The 25859-nt window shown below is 69.7% G+C and carries 23 protein-coding genes, 2 tRNA genes and 1 pseudogene; 21 read left to right on the top strand and 5 right to left on the bottom strand.

Going from position 1 to position 25859, the window contains the following annotated elements; genetic code table 11:
* Positions 1-241: 241 nt before the first annotated feature.
* The 13 genes from FDF13_RS03770 to FDF13_RS03830 all read left to right on the top strand — a co-directional run bounded on the left by FDF13_RS03770 (position 242) and on the right by FDF13_RS03830 (position 12461).
* The gene (locus tag FDF13_RS03770) at positions 242-1072 is read left to right on the top strand and encodes a helix-turn-helix transcriptional regulator (protein WP_137318503.1); all 831 of its coding nucleotides are present in this window, start codon (positions 242-244) and stop codon (positions 1070-1072) included.
* A 254-nt stretch (positions 1073-1326) separates the two neighbouring features.
* The gene (locus FDF13_RS03775) at positions 1327-2415 is read left to right on the top strand and encodes an ArdC-like ssDNA-binding domain-containing protein (RefSeq protein WP_073117039.1); all 1089 of its coding nucleotides are present in this window, start codon (positions 1327-1329) and stop codon (positions 2413-2415) included.
* Positions 2415-3347: a bifunctional DNA primase/polymerase gene (locus tag FDF13_RS03780; protein WP_081374425.1), complete on the top strand. Its 933-nt coding sequence runs from the start codon at positions 2415-2417 to the stop codon at positions 3345-3347. Before FDF13_RS03775 ends, FDF13_RS03780 begins: the two co-directional genes overlap by 1 nt.
* Positions 3347-4126: a DUF2637 domain-containing protein gene (locus FDF13_RS03785; protein WP_073117037.1), complete on the top strand. Its 780-nt coding sequence runs from the start codon at positions 3347-3349 to the stop codon at positions 4124-4126. The genes FDF13_RS03780 and FDF13_RS03785 overlap by 1 nt, the downstream gene beginning before the upstream one ends.
* A complete protein-coding gene (locus FDF13_RS03790) occupies positions 4123-4533 on the top strand; it encodes a hypothetical protein (protein ID WP_073117036.1) in 411 nt (136 codons plus the stop codon). Before FDF13_RS03785 ends, FDF13_RS03790 begins: the two co-directional genes overlap by 4 nt.
* A gap of 100 nt (positions 4534-4633) precedes the next feature.
* Positions 4634-5512 (top strand): hypothetical protein, encoded by an 879-nt coding sequence (locus FDF13_RS03795; RefSeq protein WP_073117035.1) that lies wholly within the window; start codon positions 4634-4636, stop codon positions 5510-5512.
* Complete coding sequence (locus FDF13_RS03800) at positions 5509-6519, top strand: ParB N-terminal domain-containing protein (protein WP_137318504.1); 1011 nt, start codon at positions 5509-5511, stop codon at positions 6517-6519. The genes FDF13_RS03795 and FDF13_RS03800 overlap by 4 nt, the downstream gene beginning before the upstream one ends.
* A gap of 76 nt (positions 6520-6595) precedes the next feature.
* Entirely contained in the window at positions 6596-7267 is a 672-nt protein-coding gene (locus FDF13_RS03805; protein ID WP_073117061.1) for a hypothetical protein, read from the top strand.
* Between the two features lie 19 nt (positions 7268-7286).
* Entirely contained in the window at positions 7287-8915 is a 1629-nt protein-coding gene (locus FDF13_RS03810; RefSeq protein ID WP_137318505.1) for a M23 family metallopeptidase, read from the top strand.
* Positions 8915-9181, top strand: coding sequence for a DUF6112 family protein (locus FDF13_RS03815; RefSeq protein ID WP_019157664.1), 267 nt, complete (start codon positions 8915-8917; stop codon positions 9179-9181). Before FDF13_RS03810 ends, FDF13_RS03815 begins: the two co-directional genes overlap by 1 nt.
* 144 nt (positions 9182-9325) lie before the next feature.
* On the top strand, positions 9326-9595 hold the full coding sequence (locus tag FDF13_RS03820; RefSeq protein ID WP_137318506.1) for a DUF6112 family protein: 270 nt from the start codon (positions 9326-9328) through the stop codon (positions 9593-9595).
* Between the two features lie 34 nt (positions 9596-9629).
* The gene (locus FDF13_RS03825; protein ID WP_073117032.1) at positions 9630-10985 is read left to right on the top strand and encodes a conjugal transfer protein TrbL; all 1356 of its coding nucleotides are present in this window, start codon (positions 9630-9632) and stop codon (positions 10983-10985) included.
* 3 nt (positions 10986-10988) lie between these two features.
* Positions 10989-12461 carry an SCO6880 family protein gene (locus tag FDF13_RS03830; protein ID WP_019157667.1) on the top strand — a complete coding sequence of 491 codons (1473 nt, stop codon included), beginning with the start codon at positions 10989-10991 and terminating at the stop codon, positions 12459-12461.
* A 7-nt stretch (positions 12462-12468) separates the two neighbouring features.
* Here FDF13_RS03830 and FDF13_RS03835 read toward each other — a convergent pair whose 3' ends face one another.
* On the bottom strand, positions 12469-13530 hold the full coding sequence (locus FDF13_RS03835; RefSeq protein ID WP_137318507.1) for a hypothetical protein: 1062 nt from the start codon (positions 13528-13530) through the stop codon (positions 12469-12471).
* Positions 13531-13679: 149 nt separating this feature from the next.
* Between FDF13_RS03835 and FDF13_RS03840 the strand changes: the two genes are divergently transcribed.
* From FDF13_RS03840 to FDF13_RS15550, 8 genes and pseudogenes are all read left to right on the top strand, one after another.
* Positions 13680-14468 carry a hypothetical protein gene (locus FDF13_RS03840; protein WP_137318508.1) on the top strand — a complete coding sequence of 263 codons (789 nt, stop codon included), beginning with the start codon at positions 13680-13682 and terminating at the stop codon, positions 14466-14468.
* Positions 14465-15946: an ATP-binding protein gene (locus tag FDF13_RS03845; protein ID WP_073117029.1), complete on the top strand. Its 1482-nt coding sequence runs from the start codon at positions 14465-14467 to the stop codon at positions 15944-15946. Before FDF13_RS03840 ends, FDF13_RS03845 begins: the two co-directional genes overlap by 4 nt.
* A gap of 78 nt (positions 15947-16024) precedes the next feature.
* A complete protein-coding gene (locus tag FDF13_RS03850; RefSeq protein ID WP_254668894.1) occupies positions 16025-16525 on the top strand; it encodes a hypothetical protein in 501 nt (166 codons plus the stop codon).
* A gap of 29 nt (positions 16526-16554) precedes the next feature.
* Positions 16555-18306, top strand: coding sequence for a type IV secretory system conjugative DNA transfer family protein (locus tag FDF13_RS03855; RefSeq protein ID WP_137320352.1), 1752 nt, complete (start codon positions 16555-16557; stop codon positions 18304-18306).
* A 94-nt stretch (positions 18307-18400) separates the two neighbouring features.
* A complete protein-coding gene (locus FDF13_RS03860) occupies positions 18401-18880 on the top strand; it encodes a hypothetical protein (protein ID WP_019157673.1) in 480 nt (159 codons plus the stop codon).
* Positions 18881-18895: 15 nt separating this feature from the next.
* The gene (locus FDF13_RS03865; protein ID WP_019157674.1) at positions 18896-19501 is read left to right on the top strand and encodes a hypothetical protein; all 606 of its coding nucleotides are present in this window, start codon (positions 18896-18898) and stop codon (positions 19499-19501) included.
* A 6-nt stretch (positions 19502-19507) separates the two neighbouring features.
* Entirely contained in the window at positions 19508-19708 is a 201-nt protein-coding gene (locus FDF13_RS03870) for a hypothetical protein (RefSeq protein WP_026077257.1), read from the top strand.
* 166 nt (positions 19709-19874) lie between these two features.
* Positions 19875-20747 (top strand): annotated as a pseudogene (locus FDF13_RS15550) (recombinase family protein); the annotation flags it as partial.
* A 799-nt stretch (positions 20748-21546) separates the two neighbouring features.
* Here FDF13_RS15550 and FDF13_RS03880 read toward each other — a convergent pair.
* The 4 genes from FDF13_RS03880 to gyrA all read right to left on the bottom strand — a co-directional run bounded on the left by FDF13_RS03880 (position 21547) and on the right by gyrA (position 25802).
* Positions 21547-21619 (bottom strand) — tRNA-Ala (locus FDF13_RS03880).
* Positions 21620-21773: 154 nt separating this feature from the next.
* Positions 21774-21847 (bottom strand) — tRNA-Ile (locus FDF13_RS03885).
* Between the two features lie 515 nt (positions 21848-22362).
* A complete protein-coding gene (locus FDF13_RS15140; RefSeq protein WP_254668896.1) occupies positions 22363-23190 on the bottom strand; it encodes a DUF3566 domain-containing protein in 828 nt (275 codons plus the stop codon).
* Positions 23187-25802, bottom strand: a complete 2616-nt coding sequence (gyrA, locus tag FDF13_RS03895; protein ID WP_254668897.1) for a DNA gyrase subunit A — start codon at positions 25800-25802, stop codon at positions 23187-23189. Before gyrA ends, FDF13_RS15140 begins: the two co-directional genes overlap by 4 nt.
* Positions 25803-25859: the final 57 nt, after the last annotated feature.

Genomic DNA, 25859 nt, shown 5'->3' on the forward strand with positions numbered 1-25859 from the left:
GATCCTTCGAGGCCGAGCTCACCGTGCGCCGATGCTGCCAGGCTGTCCGTTGGGCACTCACCATCCGATCCGCCGGCAGTCAGCAAGAGTCGCCGTGAGGCGCCTCTCGAACGATCCGCATCCAGCTGCGGTCGATCCCTGAGTCAGACAGCAGCAATGAGTGACCGCACGACTCTCCCCGCCCTTGTCTGCCCGCACCCGCACCGTTCATCGCCCCATCGGGCCTGCCTCATATGACTGCGTGCAACTCGTCGTCGTGCGCGATGGCACGGCGATCGTGTTCTCCGAGTTCGGTGAGCAGCCGGTCAGCTTCGGCGACGCGATCCTCCTCGGACCCAACGTGCTCTGCGGGACCGAACCGGAGGGGCAGCTGACTGTCACGACGATCTACATCGACACCGATCTCGCTCTGGATCAGTTCTTCTGGCAATACTCCACGATCCTGCACGATCGACTGGACGCGCAGGGCTTCGCCAAGAAGGTCTACTCCGAACCGGCCCAAGTGCTGCATCCGGGCCGGGATCGGGCGGGCCTGATGCTGCCGTGGCTCGATGAGATGGTCGCACTCAGTGCCGAGGGGCATTTCCATGAACGCTTCCCCCGGTTACAGTCGCTCTGGTTCGCCGTCGTGGACGTCATCGCCCCGCATGTCCGCGTCTCCCCGATGCGGCTGACCAGATTCCAGCGCGCTCGCTCCCGCCCGGTCTCTTCCCATGAGCGAGCGCTGGGACCGTTACGCCGCGAAGCGATGCTCGTGCGCGATGCGCTCCATCGTGATGTCGCCTCCCCGTGGACATTGACAGAGCTGGCTGAGCTGGCGCAGCTCTCCCCGAAGCAGCTCGCCCGCGTGTTCACCGCTGCGTTCGGTAAGACCCCGACCGCCTATCTGACGATGCTGCGAGTGCAGGAGATGGCGCGACTCCTACGGGAGACGAACATCACCGTCGCGGCGGCTGGGCAGCGGGTCGGCTGGCGCAGCCGATCACGCGCGATCGAGGCGTTCACCGCGCATACCGGGGTCACCCCGAACCGGTACCGAGACATGCGGCCGGTCGTCGCCGACGTGCCCTGACTTCCGAGGTTCCCGGTTTCGCGAACGGGACAGTTCGACCGGGAAAATCCCGGTCAGGGCGGCTTCTCCTTCTCCCCGGCGCGGCCCGTGGGTAAGCCGGTATGTCCTACGTCAGGTGCCTCCGCGTTCCTGACGGCCAACCTACCGACTTCGCTGTTCGCTGACCGTCTGACTCGCCGGAAGCTCCTGGCTCACCTCGCTGGTGCAAGGCCAGCAGCCCCTCGTGCGGCTGGCCGCTCGGGAGGAGGCCGACGATGGCGACGAGGCAAGAGGAGGCCCGCCAGGCGCGGGAGGCGAAGCTCGACGAGTTCCACGACAAGCTCACCGGTGCGGTCGAGCGGCTCGTCACCGGGGATGACTGGGCCGATGCGCTCCGGTTCGCCGCGAAGTTCAGGTCACGGAGCTTCAACAATGTGCTGCTGATCTGGACGGCTCATATGGAGGCGTTCGAACAGGGCCGAGTGCCTGAACCTTTCCCCACCCTGGTCGCCGGATACAAGCAGTGGCAGCAACTCGGCCGACAGGTCGAGAAAGGCCAGGCTGGGTATCAGATTCTCGCACCAGTGACGGGCAGATTCGCCTCCGCGAACCTCGCCGACGCAATGTCGTGGCGGCGGCTGAACCGAGGTGAGAAGCCGAAGCCGGGAGAAACAGTGCGCACCCGGATGGTCGGAGTGCGACCGGCCTACGTCTGGGATGTCTCCCAGACCAGCGGTGAACCGATCCCCGCACGACCCGAGCCTCAGCTGCTCAAAGGCGAAGCCCCGGCAGGGCTCCGTGACGGCCTGGCCGATCAGGTGCGAGCGGAGGGGTTCGAGCTGCTGTGGGTGCCGCACGAGGGCATGATCGGCGGCGCGAACGGGCGCACGAACTTCACCGAGAACTGGGTCGCGGTGCGCACGAACATGGACGACGCCGCGCAGGTGAAGACCCTCGCCCACGAGCTCGCCCATGTCCTGATGCACGGCCCTGATCAGCAGGAGGCCCGGCAGCATCGCGGGATCGGGGAGGTCGAGGCCGATAGCGTCGCGCTGATGATCGGCGCCGCTCACGGGATGGACACCAGCGAGTACACGATCCCGTACGTCGCGGGCTGGGCGGCGGCCGTGGATGGGAAGAACCCGGTCGAGGTGGTGCAGGCCGCCGGGGAGCGGATACGGAAGACCGCTCTCGATGTGCTCGACCGGCTCGACACGGAGCAGGTGAGCAATGGCATCCCGCCCGGCCTCACCCGAGACGCACCCCAGCAGCAGGCGCAGCGCGAGCGCCCCCGCACCGCGTCACGAACACGCGAGCCCGAGGAGCCTCAGCCTGAGCTCGCGACACCAGAGCGGGGGCTGTGATGGCTGCCCGTGACCTGTCGGCGATCTTCCTCAACGCCACCGAGCAGCCACTCCCGCACGCGGCCCGTGAGCTTGCGGTCGCTGGGGTGCCGGTGTTCCCGGTCGCGCCGCGCGACAAGGTGCCGCTGATCCGCCACGGCCGGGGCTTCCGGGATGCGACGACGAACCTGCGCCAGGTGGAGGCGTGGTGGCGTAGTTCGCCACACGCGAACATCGGGATACCCACCGGCCGAGTCTCGGGCCTGTCGGTGGTGGATGTGGACGTGCACGGCACGAACGGCTACGACGCCCTGAACCGCGCAGACCGCGCCGGGCTCGTGAGCGGGTGGGAGTTTCTGGTGCGCTCGCCCACGGGTGGCCTGCACCTCTACTACCCAGCCGCCGACGAGATGGAGCAGCGGTCGTGGCAGGCCGGGGATGCGGGGATCGACTTCCGCGGCGACGGCGGCTACATCGTCGCCCCACCCTCGCTGCGGGTGATCGACGGCGAGATGGTGCCCTACCGGATCACCGGGCTCGGCACCGAGCCTGCACACCCGCTGGAGGCGGGACGGCTGCGGCGTTTTCTCGAACCGCCCAGACCGCCGCGCCGATTCCTGCCTCGGGTGCGCGGGCAGGGGCGGACCGATCCGCAGAAGCTCGCGAACTGGCTGGGCGGAGAGCGCACCGACCGGAACCGGAAGCTGTTCTGGGCGAGCTGCGTCCTCGCCGAGGAAGGCGTGCCCTATCGGGATGCGCTGGACGCGATGCTCACGGTCGAGCAGCCCGACTTCGGGCAGCGGGAGATCACCCGCACCGTCACCTCCGGCTACAAACGCATCCACGGCGATCCGCCCTCAGTCCGTGGGAACAGAGCGCCCCTCGGCGGGCCTGCGCGCGCCACCGTCGGCGCATCTCAGGAGCAGCGGCTTGCGCCGGCGAGGGGGCTGTGATGGAGCGGCGGCGCGGGTGGGCGGTGGTCACGGCCGCGTCGGGAACCGTGCTCATCGGGGCAGGCGCGTTCTGGCTGTCGTTCACGGCGCTGGCCGACCTCGCCGTGCGTTCCGGGATCGGGGGCGGGCAGGCGTGGATCTGGCCGCTGCTGGTCGATGGGCTGATCGTGGTCGCGACCGTTGCCGTGGTCGCTCTCGATGGGCACCGGGCGGCCTGGTATCCGTGGGCGCTGCTCATCGGCGGCGCACTTGTCTCGGTGATCGCGAACGCCGCTCACGCCCTGGTCACCGCCGAGGCGTCCGCGCCGGGCCTGCTCGCCGCGACCGTCGCCGCCGTCCCGCCACTGGTGCTGCTCGCGTCCACCCATCTGACCGTCGTGCTCATCCGCTCCACCCGCACCACGACTACACCGCCGCAGACCGAGGAGCCTCTGCCGGCTCTGCCGGCAGGCACCGCGCCCGATACCCCGGCCCCGCGCTCGGCGACGGAGCCCGACGATCCCTCACCGCAGCACGAGGACGAAGTAGGCCCGACCGCGCCCACGACGCCCGAGTCCCACGAGTCGGCTCCGACGGGGGTTGGTGCTGATCGGCGGGAGCGGGCGGCGCGGCTGCGGGAGGCGGGCTGGTCGAACAAGCAGATCGCCCGCGAACTCGATGTGCACCCCTCGACTGTGGGCCGCTGGTTTCCCCGACGGCCCGAGGCCGAGGTGTCTGAGTCGTCCGGCCCGCAGGAGGCCGGCACCCCACCTGAACATTCCGAGGAGGAACCGTCATGAACACCGAACAGCACCCGCACGACCAGCAGTCGCCCGAGCAGCCGCCACCATCCGAGGCGGCAGGGCCGGAGCGGCCTGATCCGTCGGCGGGGATGGCGCCCGAGGCGATCCAGGCCGCCGACGTCGACCGCGAGAAGCAACCCACGGAGGGCGTGGACGTGGAGAGGCCGACGCGCGGGGTGGACTGGGTGCGCGCCTCCGACCTGCTCTCCCGTGGCAGCGGCTATGTGTCGCGGCGTGGCATCGACCTGGACGCCAAGCTCGCTCGTGGGACCCGGCACGGCATCGCGGTCAGCGCCAAGTATGTCGGTCGGCAGATCGCCGCGGGCGCGAGGCGGCTGCCGCCGGTCTCGGCGTTCGGCCGCGAGGAGCCCGCGCCCGAGGCGCCGGGTCTGGGCAGGAAGTGACCCAGGGGTGAGCCGTCATGTCTACGATCCGACGTTCTTTCCCTGACCGCCCCGCAGTTCGTGGGAGCCGGCGTGCACCTGCCTGGCAGGAGGTGCCGAGATGATCCCGCACACAACGACCGCCGCCGGCCCGGGCGGCGAGGACTACACGACCGGCGAGGGACTGCGCGCCCTGCTGACCCGGCTGCACGAGGAAGGGCCGGGAGCGTGGCGCACCGATCCGACCGCCGCGAAGCTGATGCAGTACGCGGCCGACAAGTACGCCGCTCTGGCGCGTAAGCACGGTCTTGATCCGTGGGAGGCGGCGGGTGCCGCGTTCGATGTGATGCGCACCCGTTCCGCGCGCGAGGCCGATGACCCGTGGGGCGTGGTCACCCACGCGGTGCGGATCACCTGCATCGCCGAGGAGCGCGCCCAAGGCCTGCTGTGCTCGACGCATCAGGCGCGCCGCCCGCACTACTCGGTCTTCCACGACGCCGAACGCCTCTCCGACCGGGACAACCCGCTGGATGACTACCATCCCGCGTTCCACATCACCGACCCCCACCCCGACGACGAGCACGAGGGCCAAGATGAGCGGGAGGTGGTGGAGCCGGCGGGGGTGGTCACGTCGGCGTCTGGTGCGGTGGAGGACGCGATCGCGTTCGTCACCGTCCTCGGCTGGCCGGCCCAGACGGCCCGCGCCGCGGTCGAGCATGTCTGCCACGCCCTCGCCCGTACCGGGTCGCGGCAGTCGGCGTTCGAGGTGCTGCGCCGCGACCAGCACTCCCGCGCCCTGCTCGACCTGCCCGGCTCCTCGTGGACTGCGCTGCTGCGGGCACTGCTCGGCAACCCCGCCCCCGGGGTCGCCGCGACCTCGGCAGGGCGGGGCATCCTGCTGCGGTTGCTGATCGGTGAGACGCTGCCGGTGCTGCTGCACGACGACGACCTCGTGCTCACCGTGTCACTCGCGGCACCCCGGAATGGGGGCCGGCGATGAGTATCGAGCTGGAACGGGCCGTGTCCTCGATCAGGATCGGGAACCGGCACCGCACCGACCTGGGCGGCATCGACGCCCTGGCCGCGTCCATCGCCCGCGACGGCCTGCTCCAGCCCCCGACGATCACCCCGGACGGGGTGCTCGTGTGCGGCCGGCGCCGACTCGCCGCGATCCAGCAGCTCGGCTGGCGCACCGTGAACGTGTGGGTGCGGCAAGGAATCTCGAACCGGCTCGGGCATCTCCTCGCCGAGCAGGACGACAACCTCCTGCACAAAGACCTCACCCCACTGGAAGCAGCGTCCCTCTACCGGGAGCTCAAGACCCTCCTCGCTGAGGATGCGGCGCGTCGGCAGGAAGCATCCCGGTTCAGCAGCGACCACCAACCCGCCGAGGGCGGTCAGGACGGTGGCGGAAAATTTCCGGCACCGTCACCGACACCGGCGGGTGAGGCGCGGCAGCAGGCGGCGACGATGATCCCCGGTGCCGCGTCGTACCGGACATTGGACAAGATCGAGGCGATCCAGCAGGCCGCCGACCGTGACGACCTCCCCGACGACACCCGTACGTCGGTAGCGAATGCGTTGGCGCGGATCGAGGCGGGCGCGCCGGTGCATCCGATCTTCGAGGAGGTCCGCGCCCTCCTCGACGACCCCGCCCGGAGCCGGGACGCGGAACTGGACCGGCTCGCGCAGGAGGCGGTCGCCCGCGCCAAGAACCGCCCCCGCCGCACGAAGAGCCCTGCCGCTCTGGCACCGGCGGGGCTGACGGTGTGGACGGCCCGCTCGTTCGTCGTGATCTGGGGCGAACTGGTCGACTGGTGGACGCATTACGACCCGGCCGTGCTCGCCGGCGAGCTCACCGAGGAGCAGATCGAGATGTTCCTGACGATCGCCGACGGCACCGCCCGCTTCGCCACCGCCCTCCGTGCCGCATGCAACCAGAACACCGACAACGACGAAGACCGTGACGAGGGTGAGGGTGGGATGCGGCATCTGCGCGCCCTCTGACCCCCTCCCGTTTCGCCGCCTCGGGCCCCATGAGGGGGTGTCGGGGCGGATGCGCGTTCGGGTGCACCTGGTGGGCATGAACTCGACAGATGCTTCTCGTTCCCGCCGCCGACTGGTCGTCCTGGTCTCGGCCGCAGTCGTCGTGCTGCTCCTGGTCGGTATCGGGGTCTACGGCCTGGTCGCCGGCCCCCGCACCACCAGCGACCCGCCACCCGCGCCCCCGTCACCGACCGCACCAGGCACGACGGAGCAGGGGCCGCGGGACCTGGCGCCGATCCCCGAGACCGACGACCCGGAGAAGTTCGTCCGCGCCGTTGCGGAGGCGCTGTTCGGGTGGGATACGACCAGCGGGCTGATGCCGCTGGACTACACCAGCGTGCTCCTGAAGGTTGCCGACCCGTCCGGGGTCGAGCAGGCGGGCCTGGCCTCGGATATCGCCGGCTATCTCCCGAACCGGGAGACCTGGGTCGAGCTGCGCAAGTACGGCACGACGCAGCGTCTGGAGATCACGGACGTGTTCGTGCCGGAGGCGTGGGCGGAAGCCGAATCGCAGGCGCAGCCGGGGCAACTAGCGCCGGGCACCACGGCGTACACGGTCGAGGGTGTCCGCCACCGGCAGGGCATCTGGAATGACGAGGCCACGTCGAGTGCGCATGAGGTGGCGTTCACGATCTTCCTGACCTGCCCGCCGGACGGCGACCCGTGCTATCTGCTGCGCCTGTCCATCCTCGACCAGCCCCTGCGCTGACACCGGGGAGGAGGCTCTGATGCTGCGCAAAGCGATCGCGGGGCTCGCCGCCCTCGTCCTGCTCTGCCCGATGGTCGTCCTCGTCTCGGTCGGGCTGCTCGTCAACCCCTCCGCCGCCTCCTGCGCAGCCCCTGGCGGCAGCGTGCAGGTCGGCGACATCCCCGACGAACTGACCTCGATCACCCGCCACGGGGAACAGATCGTCCTCGGCAAGGCCGAGCTCACCCACGCCGCCACGATCATCGAGACCGGTTCGAGCACTGAGGGGGTCGGCCGGGATGGGATCGTGATCGCGTTGATGGCGGCGCTGACCGAGTCGCGGATGCGGATGCTCGCCAACACCTCTGCGTATCCGGAGAGCGGCGAGTACCCGAACGACGGCAACGGCTCCGATAACGACTCTTTGGGGCTGTTTCAGATGCGGCCGGCCTCCGGGTGGGGCACCGTCGCCGAGCTCATGGACCCCGACTATCAGGCCGCCGCGTTCTACGGCGGCCCCGACGGCCCCAACGCCGGCTCACCCAGGGGGCTGCTGGACATTCCCGGCTGGGAGCAGATGGGCAAGGGCGAAGCCGCCCAGGCCGTGGAAGTCAGTGCCTTCCCGGACCGGTACGACAACTACGAGCCCGTCGCCGAAGACATCCTCACCGCCCTCACCGGCAGCGGCGAGCCCGGCCCCACCCGTACCCCGGTCCTGGTGAGCGCGGAACCGGTCGGGTCGGGGCGGGTGGTGTTCCCGCTGCCGGAGGGCACGTGGGTGCCGACCAGCCCGTTCGGGCCGAGGACGCATCCGATCACCGCGGAGCAGTCCTTCCACACCGGCAGCGATTTCTCCGCCCCGGACGGCACCCCGATCCTCGCCGCCGCCGACGGCACCGTCACGGTCTCGGAGTTCTCCGGCGGCTACGGGGGTCTCGTCGTCATCGAGCACCGCATCGACGGGAAGACCATGGCGACCGCTTACGCGCATTCCTGGGAGCACGGCATCCACGTCGCGCCGGGTGACACGGTGCGGGCCGGGCAGCACATCGCCGACGTTGGCAGCTCGGGGATGTCGACGGGGCCGCATCTGCATTTCGAGGTCCGCGACGGCGGCACCGACGGCGAGTACATCGATCCCGCGAAGTGGCTCAACGACCACGACGCCGCCGACCTCGACGAGTCCGACGTCACCCCACCCGGACAGCACGAGGACTGCGTCACCCAGCAGGGCACGCCGGGTGATCCGGCCCCGGTCGAGGGCGACCCGGACGAGCTGGTGGACGACCCCACCACGGATGGGCAGATCACAGTGCGGCTGCGCAGCGTCTACGAACAGACCCTCACCGCGTTCCCGGAGTCGACGTGGGCGTGCTACTCGCCCCGCCCCGGCACCAAGTCCGAGCACCCGATCGGCAGAGCCTGCGATGTGGCGTTCGGGAACGCGATCGGCCAGTACCCGACCCCGGCCCAGCTCGAATACGGGTGGCAGGTCACCGACTGGCTCCAAGAGCACGCCGAGACCCTCGGCGTCGAATACCTGATCTGGCAGGGCAAGATCTGGTCCCTCGCCCGAGCCGGCGAGGGCTGGCGCGACTACACCCGCGGCACCGATATCACGACCCGGCACGACGATCACTTGCACATCACGGTCCGAGAGGGGGCGTGATGGAGGTCTTCCCGGATTTCGAGGGACTGTCGGGGATCGAGGACCTGCGGGAGGTCGCCGGCGCGCTGTTGATGTTCGTGCTGATCGTCGCGGTGCTGATGCTCATCGTCTCAGGCATCTGCTGGGCGATCGGCTCCAGCAACGGCAACTACCAGCTCGCTCACCGCGGCCGGGCCGGGGTGTTCGTGTCCTTCGCCGGCGCGATCTTCGCCGGTGCCAGCGTCGCCTGGCTGAACTGGCTCATCACCATCGGCAACCAGCTCTAACCCCCAGCTGCTCGTCGTCGGTTTTCTCTGGCCCGCCCCTCGGGTGCTTCGGCACCTCCGGGGGTCGGGCTTCTTCGTGTGCCCCTGGGGGTCGGGGTGCACCTGGCGGTCGGAACTGTCTCACGTCTCGTGAAAGGGCACATCGTGATCGACATCGACCCCAACTCCAGCGGGCTGCCGGGCATCGAGCAGCTGCGCACGATCGTCGGCGCCGTGATGACCGTCGGCCTCATCCTCAGCGTGCTGGCGATGATCATCTCCGCGATCGTCTGGGCCTACGGCTCCAACTCCTCCAACCCGCACCTGGCCGGGCGGGGGAAGACGGGGCTGCTGATCTCCTGCGGCGCTGCCGTGATCTGCGGCGCCGCCGTGGCCCTCGTGAACTTCGGCTGGTCGGTCGGCCAGCAGGTCTGACCCCTTCTTCTGAGTGTGAAAGGAGGGGTGCGCCGTGAGCGTGTGCGATATCCCCGTCATCTCCACCGTGTGCGATGCGGTCGGCGAGGGCACCGCGTCCTTGATCGCCGCCCCGTTCGACTGGCTCGCCTCCTCGATGGCCGGGGCCGCCGCCTGGCTGATGGAGACCATGTGGACCGTCTTCGACACCACCACCCTGGTCGACCTGAACCAGGACGGGTTCATCTCGGTCTACAACATCGTCTTCGGGATCGCCCTGTTCATCATCGCGATCTTCTTCTTCCTGCAACTGATCACCGGGATGATCCAGCGCGACCCCGGCGCCCTCTCCCGTGCCGCGCTCGGGGCGGGCAAGTCGATCCTCGGCAGCTTCGTGGTCATCACGTTGACGACGGTGCTGCTGGAGATCGTCGACCAGCTGTGCATCGGCCTCATCCAGGCCGCCGGGGAGACCACCGAATCTATGGGCAACCAACTCCTCCTCCTCGCTGGCGCTCTCGCGGGGTTGAACATTACGGCTCCCGGCGTCGGGGCGATCGTCTCGATTTTCCTCGCCGGCCTGATGATCGCCGCGATCGGCATCGTCTGGTTCTCCCTCCTGATCCGCAAGGCCCTGATCCTCGTCACCGTCGTGCTGGCCCCGCTGGCCTTGTCGGGGGCGTCGTGGGATGTGACCAAGGGGTGGATCGGGAAATGGGTGACGTTCCTGATCGCCCTGATTGTCTCCAAGCTCGTCCTCGTCGTGGTGTTCCTGGTCGCGATCACGCAGGTCGCGACCCCCATCGACGCCGGCCTGACCGCCGTGACCGAGCCCATCGCCGGGATCGTGCTGCTCGGAATCGCCGCTTTCGCCCCGTACATGGTCTACCGGCTCCTGAGCTTCGTGGGCTTCGACCTCTACAACACCATGGGCGCCGAACAGGACGCGAAGAACGCCATGAACCGCCCCCTCCCGATCCCCACCCGGGGCGGCGAGGGCCCGAAGAAGATCCTCGACGGCTCCAGCGGCGGAGGTGATGGTGACGGTGATGGCGGTGGGAGCCCGCCCGCGACGAAGCCGCCCGCCAGCACCGAGACCGCGGGCACGGAGACCGCGACCGCCGAGGCGGGGACCGAGACTGCCGCGAGCAGCGGGCCTGCCGCCCCGGTCGTGGCCGGCGTGATCGTCGCCAAAGAAGCCGCCGAGGCAGGGCCGGCAGCCGGCAACGAGGTCGGCGCCCAGGCCGACACCGCCGCCGCGGGCGCGCAGAACACCGGCAACACCACCCCCAACGGCAGCAGCGGCGACGGCGGCCCGGGCGACGGCGGTACGCCGCCGGCTCCGTCGGCACCGGTGCCCAACACCCCGACCGAGCCGTCCGCCCCGGCAGACCCCGGCACGAAGGAGTAGGCGATGCCCCGCACCGACGACACCACGACCACGGGCGCCGGCGAGCTGGTGCCGGTGAAGTTCTCCCGCCTCACCCGACGCGGCCTCATCCTGGGCCTGTCGCTGTCGCAGATGATCGCCCTCGGCATCGGCGGCGCGTCCCTGATCGGGGCGCTCTACGCTGGCGGCGGCATCCTCATCGCCTACTCCGCCCCCATCTGGGCGGCCGCGATCGCCCTGACCTGGGTGAAGATCAGCGGCCGAGCCTTGGTCGAATGGATACCCGTCTGCGCCTGGTGGGCCTGGCGCACGACCGGCGGACAGCTCCTCTACCGGCGCCGGATCGTGACCCCCAGGCCCGAGGGTACGCTCGCGCTGCCGGGTGACATGGCCAGGCTGCGCGAGTACACCGATCCCGAGACGGGGGCCGGGATGATCCACGACCCGACCGCGAACACGCTGACGGTGGTGGTGTCGGTGACGCATCCGGCGTTCGTGCTGCTGGACCCGTCCGAGCAGCACCGCCGCGTCACCGCCTGGGGCCGTGTGCTGGCGACGATCTGCCGCTCCGGCCGGGTCGCCACCCTCCAAGTCCTGGAACGGACATTGCCGGATTCGGGGCAGGGGCTCGCCGAATGGTGGGCCGAGCACGGCACCCACGACACCTCCTGGGCTTCGACCACCTATGCAGAGTTGATCGACCGGGCCGGGCCTGCCGGGGAACGGCACGCCATGACGCTGTCGCTGTCTCTGGATATGAAGGCGGCGGGCCGGCAGATCCGGACCGCCGGCGGCGGCATCAAGGGCGCGGCGAACGTGCTCCGCCAGGAAATGACCACCCTCGTCTCCGCGCTCCGCGCCGCCGACCTCACCCCGTCCGGGTGGCTGAGTCCCGGGGAGATCGCGGTGATGCTGCGCACCGCTTACGACCCCGCGATCGGGCCGACCCTGGAACGCCACGGCCAGCTCGGGCAGGACCTCGCCACTGCCGGCCCCGTCGCCATCGCCGAGACGTGGGAGCGGTTGCGCACCGACTCGGGCTATCACGCCGTGCTGTGGATCAGCGAGTGGCCGAGGGCGATGGTGTATCCCGGGTTCCTCGCCCCGGTGACCTTGTCGACGGGGATACAGCGATCGATCTCGCTGCTGTGCACCCCGCTGAGGACCGATCAGGCCGTGCGCGACATCCGCAAGAAGAAGGTGGAGTACATCAGCGACCGCGCCCAGCGAGCGAAGATCGGCCAGATCCAGGACGCCTCCCAGACCGCCGAGTACGAGGACGTGCTGCGGCAGGAGGCCGACCTGACCGCGGGGCACGGGGTGCTGCGCTACACCGGCCTCATCGCCGTCACCGCCCCGACCATCGAGGAGCTCGACACCGCGGTCGCGGCGATCGAGCAGGCCGCGATCCAGGCCTCCTGCGAAACCCGGCGCCTGGTCGGGCAGCAGGCCGCCGCGTTCACCGCCGCCGCCCTGCCCATTGCCCGCCGCATCTGAGATGTGGTCAGTCGGTGGGCTTGACCAGGATCGTGGCGCCGGGGTCGACGTCGGGAGCTGCGGCGAGGGTCGGGAGCTCGGCACCGTCGAGGCCGGCCATCTCCAACGCGGCCTGTCCGGACAGATGCGCCGAGCGCACGGACTGCCCGTTCGCAATGGAGGCGTAGAACTGGGCGGCGTAGTTGATGGCGTCTCCGTCGTCGATGCTGTCGGCCATGCCGATGGCGAACGGGACGACGTCCGCGACGAGTTGATCGATCTGCGCGGCAGATTTGCAGGCGTTGAGCAGCACGAGCAGGGGCGGGTCGTCAGTGGCGGCGATGGCGCGGGAGAACGCGCGCGCCGTGACGACGTGCCCGGCGTGCGGTGCGTCGGTGTCGTGTTCGAAGACGATGAGGTCTTCGTTGCTGTGTCCGGAGAAGTGCACGACGTGCGGACGGAACTTGGTGATGCCGTCCAGCAGGTCGCTCGCGGTCGCGGCAGGGCGGACATCGAGTTCGATCAGGTCTCGGTGCAGCGCGGACTCGACGGCGGATCGGATGCGCTTCTGCTCTCGCCCGACGCGCAGATCGCCTTCGGAGGACGCGCCGAGCAACAGCACCCGCAGCTTCTCGGGCTTGGGTGCACGCAGTTCCCGGAGCGCTTCGCCGACAGCATGTTCCGTGCGGTCGAAGCGCATTTCGGTTGCCGCACGTTCGGCAGCCGCACGCCGATCAGCGGCGGTCTGCTCTCGCTTGCGCTTGCGTTCCGCCGCGTCGGCCTCGGAGCGCTCTGCCCGGGCGAGCTTAGTCTGGAGGTCTGCTTCCTGCTTCCGGTAGCCGGAGGCCTTGTCCGCCCACTTGTTCGCTTCGCTTCCGGCGGACGCGGCCTCCTTGTCGCGCTGGGCGGCCCGGCTCAACTTCGATTTCTGTGTCGACGCGCTCTTGGTCTTCGTCGCCTCCTGACGCGCCTTGTCCGCCTCGGCACGCTTCTTCGACTCCTTGTTCCGGTACTCACCGGCCTTCTTCTCCGCGTCGACGCGCTGCTTGCGCTTGCGCTCCAGCTCCCCGCGGTACTGCTGCGATCCCACCCCGGCTCCTCTCGACTCACCTGCGTGGCAACGCTATCCGGCACCACGGACACAGCAGAGCCGCGCGCACCTGGCAGGCACAGCGCCCCGACCCCTCACCTCCGCCGGGGTCGGGCGCTGCCGCGCCCGCCGAAACCTGAGGAGTTGTCATGCCGACGTTCACCGATCCCCAAGCAGCTGCTCGCGAAGCCGCCGAGGCCTTGCGCGGGCTCGCGCACGCCACGATCACCATCGAGGACCCGCGCGCCATGTATGAGGTCATCGGGGACCTGCTGGCCAGCACCCGGTACCTGGCCCAGGTCACCGATCAGCTCGCCCGGAACCATCACCGCAGTGCGGCACGGGCGACGACCGATCACGGCGATCCGCTCGCCGCGCGAACTCTCCTCGGTGACACGATCGACGCGCTGCGCACCGCGTCCGCCCGCATGGATCAAGCCGAAGTCTCACTCGACCAGGCGTCCGGGAAGGCGGGGGAGATCGCGTGGAAGCCCGACGATCCGCAGCACCGGTGGGTCAGCATCGTGTTCATCCAAGGCGAGGACGCGGACCCGGTGGTGGAGATCATCGACCGGCAGGGCACGGACGCCGCGATCGAATACCTCGCCGCCTGGGATCACGGCGAGGAGACGGTGAGCGATGCGATGGAGAACGGGTACGTCTACGACACCGCCCCGCACAGCGCCGCCGACCGGCTCGCCACCTCCGGCGACTACGCCCTCACCTACAGCCCCGACCTGGGCTACGTCGGGCTGTCCCGCCGCATCGACGCGCCCGACCCGGACGCTCCGGCCTCCGGCACCACCACCGCACCGCCCCTATCGGAGCCTGAGCCGCGGCGGGAGCGGCATCGCCGACCGGCACGGCCGGAAGCGTCGTCGTGGTTCCGGCCGGACGCGATCGACGAGGTCGCCGAGAACCGGGGGCTGTTGCGGTGAGCGGCGACCGCGAGAAGCTGCACTCCGCCGTCCTCGTCGCCCCCGCCAAGGAACGCCGCCGACTGCGCCAGCAACGCCGAGCCGCCGCCGCGGAGCTCGTCGCCGAGCAGCGCACCCGCGAGCGGGCCGAGGCCCGAGCGAAGCGGGAGCGCGAGCGGGCCGAACGGCGGGCGAACCGGTATCTGCCCGCAGCCGGCGAGCCCGGCCCCGCCACCCTGCGCACGCCGGGCCGGTTCCGCCTCCCGAAGCATCAGGACACCAGCGCGATGCTCGCCGGGGCGTATCCGTTTCTCGCCGAAGGCGGCCTCGGCTCCCAAGGCGTGTTCATCGGCCAAGACCTCTACTCCGGCGGGTCGTTCGTCTACGACCCCTGGGTGCTGTACGCGAACGGGGTCATCACCGCCCCGAACATCGTGGTCGCCGGCATCGTAGGCTCCGGCAAGTCGAGCCTCGCGAAGAGCCTCTACACCCGCTCGCTCGGGTTCGGGCGCCGCGTCTACATCCCCGGCGACCCGAAAGGCGAGCACACCGCCGTCGCCGAGGCCGTCGGGGGCCGGGCAATCAAGCTCGGCCACGGCCTGCCCTCCCGCCTGAACCCCCTCGATGAGGGATACCGACCCGCCGGGATGAGCGACGAACAATGGACAGCCACCGTCGTCTCCCGGCGACGCGACCTGATCGGGGCGCTCACGGAGACCGTGCTGGCGCGACCCATGTCGCCGTTGGAGCACACCGCGATCGACACCGCCCTGGCCGCGACCATGCTGGCCAACTCGGTGCCGATCCTGCCCATGATCGTCGACCACCTCCTCGACCCCGAAGGCGACGAGGACGGGAGACTCCAGGAGGACGGGCGGCTGGTCGGACACGCCCTGCGCCGCCTGGTCGCCGGTGACCTGGCCGGGCTGTTCGACGGCCCCTCGACGGAGGTGTTCGATCCGTCGCTGCCGATGATCTCCCTCGACCTGTCCCAGGTCACCGAGAACTCCACCCTCATCAGCGCGCTCATGACCTGCTCGTCGGCGTGGATGGAAGCCGCCCTCCTCGACCCCGCCGGCGGGCAACGCTGGTGCATCTACGACGAAGCCTGGCGACTCATGTCCCAACCCGCCCTGCTGAAGCGGATGGACGCGCACTGGCGGCTCGCCAGGGCGTACGGGATCGCGAACGCGATGATCTTCCACAAAGTCTCCGACCTCGACAACGTCGGCGATCAGGGCTCGGCCATGCGCGGCCTCGCCAACTCGTTGTTGGCGAACGCGGAGACGAGGATCATCTACCGGCAGGAGTCCGACCAGCTCGGCCCCACCTCCGCGGCGCTCGGGCTGACCGGCACCGAGCAGGCCCTGCTGCCCACGCTTGGTGTCGGGCAGGGTCTGTGGAAGATCAAGGGCTCCTCCTACGTCGTCCAACACCAGCTACACCCCGCCGAAAACCGACTCTTCGACACGAGCTCGCGAGCGGCGGCGCGCAGCTAGGAACACCAGGAGGGGCGGGTGCACCTGGCGGGCATGAGACACGCACACCCCCCTGCCGATTCGACCAGTTCCGCACCGGTGTCCGTGCCGCATCTCGTGCTCCACGTGCACGAGGACGGCACCCTCACCGCCACCCTCGACCACCACCCGGTCGCCGCGCCGGATGATGTGGGGGCGTGGCGGCGGGCGATGTTCGCGCAGATCATCGATCACGTCACCGGCGACCGGACGATCCCGGTTCGCGTCACCGTGCACGAGGTGGACGGCAGCTCCTTCACCGACATCCTCCCCGCCGTCAAACGCCCCACCCCGAAGCGCGACACGGACTCGGAGCCGGAGCCGGTGAAAAAGCCGGGCCGGCGTCGTCGCGGGGCCGGTCCCATCGAGGTCGACGGCGGTGACGGGTTCATCTCCGGCGAAGACATCGCCGTCGCCCTCATCGTCGCCCACACCGACGCGACCCCGGATGGGCGGGCCCGCGCCCTCCTCGACCCCCAGGTCATCGCCGCGGCGAAGGCGGCGGAGGTGGTGCTGGTCGGGCGCGTCTCGGGCACGATCGCCGTCCGGGGCCTGCCGTGACCGGCCCGCAGGGCCGCCCCGGCCAGCCGATGGGCGACGAGCTCGCCAACCTCCTGCTCATCGCGATCGGCGGGCTGCTCGGGGTCGCCTTCGTGCTCCGCGCCGCGGGAAGCGTCGCCGCGTTCCTCACCGGCACCCCGCAGCCGACCGCCGGGGCGACCGGCGGGGTCGCGGTGTTCTTCCACCCGGCGGACCCGGGCGGGCAGCTCGGCGCCGCCGGCCTGAACCCGGTCGTCTACTGGATCACCGCCGCCCTCATGCTCACCGCCCTGACCGCGGCAGGTCTCTGGGCCTGGAGCCTGATCCGCCGGCGGACCCGGCAGGCCGCGGGCGATCCGCACCGGCAGGAGGGCACCGCCACCGGTCACGAGGTCGCTAAGGTCGCGTCGGCGAAGGCACTCATGCGACGGGCCGGCACTCTCCGCCCCAGCCTGGCGAACCCGCGGCCGGGCGATGTCGGGTATCGGCTCGGCACCGCGCACCGCCACGAGGTGTGGGCGAGCGTGGAGGACTCGATCCTGCTGATCGGCCCGCCCCGCTCCGGCAAGGGCCTGCACCTGATCATCCCCGCGATCCTCGACGCACCCGGCGCCGTCGTCACCACCAGCACCAGGCCGGATAACGTCACCGCCTGCCTGCGCGCCCGCAAGCGCATCGGCCCGGTGGCGGTGTTCGACCCGCAGCATCTCGCCGAGGGCCTGCCTGCGGGGATGCGGTGGTCACCGATCCGGGGCTGCGAGTCCCCGCAGACCGCGATGATCCGCGCCGCCGGCCTGGCCTCTGCCACCGGCTTGTCCGCGGGCGGGGTCGAAGGGGGTGACTTCTGGGAAGGCAAGACCCGCGCCGCGCTGCAAGCGCTACTGCACGCCGCCGCCCTCGACGGCCGCTCACCGTCTGAGCTGTTCCGGTGGACCCTCGACCCCACCTCGGCGGCAGATGCGGTCGCGATCCTCACCAACCACCCCGACGCCGCGACCGGATGGGCGGACTCGCTCGCGTCGATGATCGACGCCGACCCGCGCACCCGCGACTCGATCTGGCAAGGCGTCAGCCTCTCTCTCGCGGCGCTGGCCGATCCAAGGGTGCTCGATGCGGTCTCACCCGCCGAGGGTGAAGAGTTCGACCCCGAGGCATTCATCCGTGAGCGCGGCACCCTGTTCCTCCTCGCCACCGGCGCCGGCGCCGGGAACAGCGCCGCACTCGTCACCGCGCTGGTCGAAGACCTCGTGGAGACCGCCCGTCGCATGGCCGCCCGCTCGACGGGTGCCCGGTTGGACCCGCCGATGCTGTTGTGCCTGGATGAGATCGGGAACCTGGCGCCTCTTCCCAGCCTGCCGACGTTGATGGCCGAGGGCGGCGGCACCGGCATTACCACCCTCGCCGTGCTCCAGTCCCTGGCGCAGGCGCGGGACAAGTGGAACGAGCACCAGGCCGGCGCGATCTGGGATGCGTCCATCGTGAAAATCATCCTCGGCGGCGCCTCCAACAGCCGCGACCTCCAGGACCTCTCCACGCTCATCGGGGAACGCGACGAGCTCACTGACACCACCACCGTCGGCGACCACGGCTCCCGCTCCAACCAACGCTCGGTGCGGCGGGTCGCGATCCTCCCGCCCGATCACATCCGACGCCTGCCGTTCGGCACCGCGGTGACCCTGCTGCGGTCGGCGCCCCCGATCATCACCGACCTGCGGGCCTGGCCCGCCCGCCCCGACGGCAAACAGATCCAGTCGGATCGAGCCGAGGTCGAACAGCTCCTGCACAACGCCCACCGCGAGTAGATGACGCCGGCGGGCCTGGGGTGGTCGGGTGCACCTGTCTGCCACGAGCAGCCCCGACGACGAGCGGGCGGCATGAGCAGAGCAGGAGCACACGATGAGCGAGCAGAAACCAGACGTCGACCCGGAGATCGGTCAGGCGTTCTACGGGTTCGTCGCCTCCGAACCGCAGCTGACCTGGCATGACGGCAAGCCGCGCCTGTACTTCAAGGCGGGGCAGGAGCACTACGAGTACGGCCCGGACGGGTCGCGCACCAAGCTGCCGACCACCTTCCACGATGTCGTCGCGTTCCGCGGCGCCGCGAAGAGCGGTGGCGAGATGCTGTCCAAGCAGGACTGGTTCATCGCGCACGGCCGCCTCGAAACCAGCACGAACCCGAACACCGGGGTGGAGAGCAAGGAGTTCATCGCCAACCGGTTCGGCCCCGACGCCGCCCGGATGAACATCGAGATTGGCACGCCGCGCCGGCTGTCGCAGATGGGGTCCCCGAACCCGCAGCAGCCGCAGCGTCAGGGCGGGTTCGAGCCGCCCGAGCAGGGACAGCCCGCCCACGAGCAGCCCTCACGGGCCATGTGAACGGCGGCGGACGCGATGAACGACACCACCACCCCGCCCGACCGCCCCGAACCGGAGGAGTGGGACGACGAGGACTTCGGTCCGGTCGGCCCCGACGATGATGTGCCGGGGCCGCCGCGGCCGGTGAACTGGAACCTGCTGCTCGCGCACGACCTGGAGCAGGAATGGCTCGCCCTCAACCGTTGGGTCGAGTGGGTCAGGAGAGAGTACGCGCTGCCCGCATCGGTGATCCCGCCGTTGTGGCACCGGCATCCGGCGCTGAAGTGGGAGCTTTCCGCGCTGCACCTGCACTGGCTCGCCGCGTACGATCCGGAACAGGACGCCTCGGCCGCGATCGGGTGGCACCGCGACTTCGCCGCCGCCCGGCAGCGGCTGCGCGACTGGGTCGCCGCCTCCGGCACCCGCCTGGATCGCGACCGCCCCGACCGGCAGACCGCCTGGCCCGGCGAGCCCCCGGCCCCACCGGTCGAAGACATCCCCATCACGAACCGGCGCGAGGACTTCGTGGCCTTCGTGATCGAACAGGTCGCCCGCCGCAAAGCCGCCGAAGACGCCTTCTTCGCCCGCCTCGACGACGCCGACCTCGACACCGACATGGGTAGAGATTCCGAAGGCGGGTGAGTGGCGATGGTGCGGAACTATCAGCGCAAGACCCAACGCCCATCATCGGACCGGCGGTTGCGGGTCACGTTCACGAGGCGGGAGCAGATCGACACCGAGAAGATCGCCGAAGTCCTCATCCGCGTCGCCCTGCGCGAGGCCGGCACCGGCAGCACGGTCGGTCAGGCCGGAGACCAGTTCCGGGCGCTGCTGGCCAGCGAACGGTAGAATCCCTGTTGTACGTCCACCCCAGGGCGCTACCGGCTAACCCATCTGTTGCCCGAGCCCGTCGCGGTTCGGCAGGCCTCCCCATCTGTGTCGTGACCGCCAGTCGGCGCCCGCACCCAACCCCATCGCTGGGGGCTGGGTGAGAGCCCGAAAGGCAGTCACGACCATGACGCTCATCGACCTCCCCGCCGGCCTCGACCTAAGCGCCCTGCGCACACTCGCCACCGGCCCGAAACCCTCCCACGAGGCGACGGCCCTTCCTGATGGGAAGGTGCCCGCGATCTCCTACCTGCGGGTCTCCACCAAGGACCAGGCCACCCGCAACGGTCTCGAAGAAGGCCTCTCCATCCCCGCGCAGCGGGACGCCGCGCAGCGCAAGGCCGACCAACTGAACGCCGTCATCGTCGCGGAGTTCATCGAGCCCGGCGAGTCCGGCAAGACCGCCCGCCGCAAAGCGCTCCAGGAGATGCTGGACTACCTCGCCGAGCACCCCGTCAGGTACTGCATCATCAACAAAGTCGACCGCATCGCGAGGAACCGGCTCGATGACGCGATCATCCACGCCACCCTCCGCCAGGCCGGGGTCACGCTCGTGTCCGTCATGGAGAACATCGACGAGACCCCATCCGGGATGCTGATGCACGGCATCATGGCCTCCATCGCCGAGTTCTACAGCCTGAACCTCGCCCAGGAGGTCACCAAGGGGCTCGTGCAGAAAGCCACGATCGGCGGCACCCCGCACAAGGCGCCCATCGGCTACCTCAACATCCGCACCGTCGACGCGGGCGGGCACGAAGTCCGCGAGGTGCGGCTCGATCCCGACCGGGCCGAGCTGATCCGGTTCACGTTCACCGCTTACGCCACCGGGGACTGGTCGCTGTCGAGGCTCGCCAGGGAGCTGGAGACCCGCGGCCTCACCACGAGGCCGACGCCGTCGTTCCCGGCGAAGCCGGTCACCACGACCGCGCTGCACAAGATCCTCACCAACCCCTACTACCAGGGCATCGTCACCTTCCGCGACGTCACCTACCCCGGCACGCACGATCCGCTCGTGACGCCGGAGACGTTCGAGCAGGTGCAGACGATCCTGCGACAGAACCACGTCGTCGGCGACAAGCCCCAGAAGTACGACCACTACCTCAAAGGCTCGATCTACTGCGCCTGCGGGAAACGGCTCATGTTCGAGCGGCCCCGCAACCACCAGGGCGTCGCCTACGACTACTTCACCTGCACCGGCCGTCGGTTCAAGCGCAACAACTGCCAGCGCACCGCCGTCCTCACCCACCGCGTCGAGCAGTCCATCGAGGCCGGCTACCAGGACATCTCCCTCAGTCCCGGCGAGGCCGCGCAGGTCCAGGGCGTGCTCAGGCAGGTGTTCGACACCCTCGCCGAATCCACCAGCGATGAGAAGAAGCTCCTCGCCGGGCAGAAGGCCAAGCTCGAAGCCGAACAGGTCAAGCTCCTCCAAGCCCACTACGCCGACGCGATCCCCCTCGACCTGCTCAAGACCGAACAGGACCGCATCCGCGCGAGCCTGCAAGCGATCACCAGCCGGCTCGACACGTTGGAGACGACCTACGACAAGGCCAAGGTCGGGCTCGACGCGATCCTCGGGCTCCTCACCGACATCGGCGACGTCTACGCCAAGGCCGAACCCTCAGAGCGGAGGATGCTCAACCGGGCACTGTTCGACCGCATCACCATCGATGACGAGGACGACGCCACCCTCCAACCGACTGAAGCGATCCAGACGATCCTGGCCACCAACCCCAGGCCACACAACGAAAGAACCTTGCCCCGCGATGATGCGGGGCAAGGTTCGAACGTTCAACTTTACGTGGAGGTAAGGGGACTCGAACCCCTAACCCCCTGCTTGCAAAGCAGGTGCGCTACCAATTGCGCCATACCCCCGCGGTCCGTCACACGTGATCGGTGTACTGGGACCAGGTCTGATGAGTGCGCTGCCGTCTGCTGCGGAATCCGAGGAGAACTCCGGCTGCCGCGGACAGCACTCCCGTCAGGGTCAACCACTTCTTCACAACGTCTCCGTCCGGTCGTGGTTCCGTGGGCCTAAGAGGACTTGAACCTCTGACCTCTTCGTTATCAGCGAAGCGCTCTAACCGCCTGAGCTATAGGCCCGAATCGGGATGAACCGAAAATCAACTATAGCCACAAGTCGACCGGGTGCCAAATCCCGGCTGCCGCCGGTCGCTCCGCATCTCGCTCGCCTCGACTACCCCGGCCATCGCGCTCTTCTCGCCGGCAGCCGTGGCAGCCAACCGGAACTGTGGGGCTTTCGACCGTGTGTGCCACCATCAATGCCACCACCCTCGACCGAAAGCCCCACTCTCCGCGAGTGGCGGGCAAGCGCGGCTCAAGGATCGATCGAGTCCGGTTCGGCCCTCGAAAGCGCACTGTAATGACTGCGGAACCGCCTGGGCCGCACTGGACTGCCTGCGGAACCGCCCCGGCCACACGGGATTGCCTGGAGAGCGATGCGTCTCCGTCGAGCCCGCTGCCGCACCCTGCCCAGACGTCAATATCCTGCGGTTCCGTTCTCAGGAACCGCAGGATATTGAAGCTTGAGGGAGGGGCCGAGCGGGTCCGCCGGGCGGTCCGGCAGTCGGCCAGTCCGGCAGCCGGCCGGGGCGCGATCAGTCGTCGGTGAGGGTGAGGTGGAAGCCGCCGACGATCGACGAGCCGATGTTGTAGAGGAACGCGAACAGCGTCGACAGCGCCGTCATGAGGACGATGTTGACGAGCGCGAGGATGACGGAGAACGACAGCACGCGACCCAGGCTGAACAGGCCGAGCAGCTGGTCGGCGCCCTCGGTGCCGGCGATCTCCGCGAGCGTCGTCTGCAGCCCCTGGATGGTGCCGGTGGCCTGGAGCACGAGCCACAGCACGAGCGCGGCGACGACGGTCGCGATGCCGATCGCCACGGAGAGCAGGAAGGCCATCTTCATGACCGACCACGGGTCGAGCTTCGCGACGGTGAGCCGCACCGTGCGCGGACCCTTGCGCTTGGACTTCCCGCCCATCTTCACGCCCCCGGAGGAGGCGCGGACCGGGGAGTCGCCGTCGTCGTCGGCCCCGGCGGACAGGGGCGAGCGGGTGGTGCCGGAGGTGCGCGCCGACCCATCGGTCTTCACCGCAGTGGGAGCAGACCCAGTGGGCGCAGACCCGGTCGGAGCCGAGCCGGTCGGAGCCGAGCCCGTGGGCGCGGACCCCGTCGGAGCGGACACGGTCTGCCGGGCGGGTGCAGTGCCGGCAGGAGCGCCCGAGGGGCCACGGTCGCTCGGCACGGCCGGCGCATCGACGCGGGTCGCCGGGCCCGAGGCGCCCTGGGCACCCGCCGGACCGGAGCCGACGGGGGCCCCGCCGCTCGCACCGGCGCCCTTCGCGGACCCCCCGGCGGACAGCCGGGTCGAGCCGGAGGAGGTGCGGATGACCTTGCCGGGCTTCTGATCGTTGTCGCTCACTGCTGGTCTTCACTTTCGCTCGCGGTCGATGCCGGATCGCTCGGATCGAGCGCATCCACAGCCGCTTCCACGGTTGCCTCGTCGACCGGCGTCTGGGCTTCGCCCTCCACGGCCTGCTCCGGGCCGCGGGTTACGGCAATAATACGGTCGTTCTTGCCAGGCTTGGCAAATACCACGCCCATGGTGTTGCGGCCCTTGGCGGGCACCTCGTCGATCGAGGACCGCACGACCTTCCCGCGCTCCATCACGACGAGCACCTCCTCGCCGTCGGCGACGATGAGCCCGCCGACGAGGTCGCCGCGCTGCTCGGTGATCTTCGCGACCTTGATGCCGTAGCCGCCGCGCCCTTGGATCCGGTATTCGTCGATCGGGGTGCGCTTGGCGAAGCCGGCCTCCGTGACGACGAAGACGTAGGTGTCCTGCGTCATGACGTCCATGGTGAGCAGGGTGTCGTCACCCTTGAACTTCATGCCGGTGACGCCCGAGGTGGCGCGCCCGGTGGCGCGGATCGTCGCGTCGTCGGCCTTGAAGCGGATCGACATGCCCTTGCGGGACACGAGCAGCAGGTGGTCCTCGGCGCTGACGAGCCGGGCGGACACGAGCTCGTCCGGGGTGCCGTCGGCCATCTCCCGGAGGTTGACGGCGATGACGCCGCCGGTCCGGTTCGAGTCGTACTCCGCGAGCCGGGTCTTCTTCACCAGGCCGCTGCGGGTGGCGAGGACGAGGTAGTCCTGCTCCTCGTAGTCGCGGATCGAGAGCACCTGGGCGATCGTCTCCCCGGGCTGCAGGGCGAGCAGGTTCGCCACGTGCTGGCCCTTGGCGTCGCGCGAGCCCTCGGGCAGCTCGTAGGCCTTGGCCCGGTAGACCCGGCCGGTGTTCGTGAAGAACAGCAGCCAGTTGTGGGTCGAGGTGACGAAGAAGTGGTCGACGACGTCGTCCCCGCGCAGCCGGGCGCCGGTGATCCCCTTGCCCCCGCGGTGCTGGGCGCGGTACAGCGCGGACTGGGTGCGCTTGGCGTACCCGCCGCGGGTGATCGTGACGACGACCTCCTCCTCGGGGATGAGGTCCTCCATCGACACGTCGCCGTCGAACCCGGCGAGGATCCGGGTGCGGCGGTCGTCGCCGTAGCGCTCGACGATCTCGTCGAGCTCGGTGGAGACGATCTCGCGCTGCTTCGCGGGTGTCTCGAGGATGTGGTTGTACTCCTTGATCTGCTGCTCGATCTTCGTCGCCTCCTCCTCGATCTTGAGGCGCTCGAGCGCGGCGAGCCGGCGGAGCTGGAGGTCGAGGATCGCGTTCGCCTGGATCTCGTCGACGTCGAGCAGCTCCATCAGCCCGGTGCGCGCCTCGTCCGAGGACGGCGAGCGGCGGATGAGTGCGATGACCTCGTCGAGGGCGTTGAGGGCCTTGAGGTAGCCGCGCAGGATGTGGGCGCGCTCCTCGGCCTTGCGCAGGCGGTAGCGGGTGCGGCGCACGATGACGTCGATCTGGTGCTTGACCCACAGGCGCAGGAACGCGTCGAGGCTGAGCGTGCGCGGCACGTTGTCGACGAGCGCGAGCATGTTCGCGGAGAAGTTGTCCTGCAGCTGCGTGTGCTTGTAGAGGTTGTTGAGGACGACCTTGGCCACCGCGTCGCGCTTGAGCACGATGACGAGGCGCTGGCCGGTGCGGCCGGAGGACTCGTCGCGCATGTCGGCGATCCCGGCGACCTTGCCGTCCTTGGCGTAGGAGGCGATCTTCGCAGCCAGCGTGTCCGGGTTGACCATGTAGGGCAGCTCGGTGACGACGAGGCAGGTGCGGCCCTGGATCTCCTCGACCTCGACGACGGCGCGCTGGGTGATCGAGCCGCGTCCGGTGCGGTAGGCGTCCTCGATGCCGCTGCGGCCGAGGATCGTCGCCGCGCCGGGGAAGTCCGGGCCCTTGATGATCCCGAGGAGCGCCTCGAGCGCCTCGGAGTTGGTCGCCTCGGGGTGGGCGAGCAGCCACTGGGCGCCGGCGGCGACCTCGCGGAGGTTGTGCGGCGGGATGTTCGTCGCCATGCCCACCGCGATGCCGGCCGAGCCGTTGACGAGCAGGTTGGGGAACCGGCTCGGCAGGTAGATCGGCTCCTGGTTCTTGCCGTCGTAGTTGTCCTGGAAGTCGACGGTGTCCTCTTCGATGTCCCGGACCATCTCCATGGCCAGCGGCGCCATCTTGCACTCGGTGTACCGCGGCGCGGCCGCGCCGTCGTTGCCCGAGGAGCCGAAGTTGCCCTGGCCGGAGATCAGCGGGTAGCGCATCGCCCACGGCTGCACGAGGCGCACCATCGCATCGTAGATCGCGGTGTCGCCGTGCGGGTGGTACTGGCCCATGACGTCGCCGACCACGCGCGAGCACTTGTTGAACGAGCGCTCGGGGCGGTAGCCGCCGTCGTACATCGCGTAGAGCACACGGCGGTGCACCGGCTTGAGGCCGTCGCGGACGTCGGGCAGCGCGCGCCCGACGATGACGCTCATCGCGTAGTCGAGGTACGAGCGCTGCATCTCGAGGTTGAGATCGACCTGCTCGACGCGGTTGCCCTCGAGCGGGGCGTCGGGATCGATGTGCTGGGTGTTCTCGGTGTCGTCGGCCACGTGCCTGCTTACCTCGTGTTCGTCGCAGATCGGTCTGTATCAGTGAGTATCGGAAAT

The organism is Brevibacterium sp. CS2, assembly GCF_005280295.1.
In the GTDB taxonomy this organism is placed as follows: domain Bacteria; phylum Actinomycetota; class Actinomycetes; order Actinomycetales; family Brevibacteriaceae; genus Brevibacterium; species Brevibacterium pityocampae.